Source organism: Vibrio sp. 1562, from assembly GCF_033340155.1.
In the GTDB taxonomy this organism is placed as follows: domain Bacteria; phylum Pseudomonadota; class Gammaproteobacteria; order Enterobacterales; family Vibrionaceae; genus Vibrio; species Vibrio alginolyticus.
Genome location: NZ_JAWOVY010000856.1, coordinates 1 through 501, shown reverse-complemented (window position 1 = coordinate 501; position 501 = coordinate 1). Strand labels below are relative to the sequence as shown.

1 protein-coding gene is annotated in these 501 nt (G+C 46.3%); it reads right to left on the bottom strand.

The genetic code is table 11. The features are described from left to right. Positions 1–55 precede the first annotated feature (55 nt). Positions 56–501 (bottom strand): substrate binding domain-containing protein (locus R7Z49_RS28055; RefSeq protein ID WP_318112934.1); only part of this gene is annotated, 446 nt, incomplete at its 5' end.

Genomic DNA, 501 nt, shown 5'->3' with positions numbered 1-501 from the left:
AGATTAGGGCTCAAGTGGCGAAATTCAACAAAAAAATACAAACAATATGAAGCACCTAGAAGTAATGAGAAATGGTGAGGTAACGTTCGCGAATGTGCTCGATGAGCAGCTTAACCTTATTCGGCGGCTGACGCGTAAACGGATATACCGCGTAAATACCCAGCTTTTTGCCGACCAGTTCGGGGAAAATATCCACCAGCTGGCCATTACGAATATCGTGGTACACCAAACAGCGAGGCACATACGCAATACCGTGTCCGCCTAATGCTGCTTTGCGCAGAGCGGTGGCATTGTCGGTTGAAAAGCTTCCAGAGACTCGAACAATATAATTGCCTTCGTCACTCTTAAATTCCCACTCCGATGCACCGGTGGTTTGATAAGCGTATTGCAAACAGTTGTGCGAAGTCAGATCGATAGGTTCGATAGGTTTGCCGTTTTTAGCAATATAAGAAGGCGATGCGCATACCACCCATTGAGAGTCAAGTATGTGCCGAGCAATTA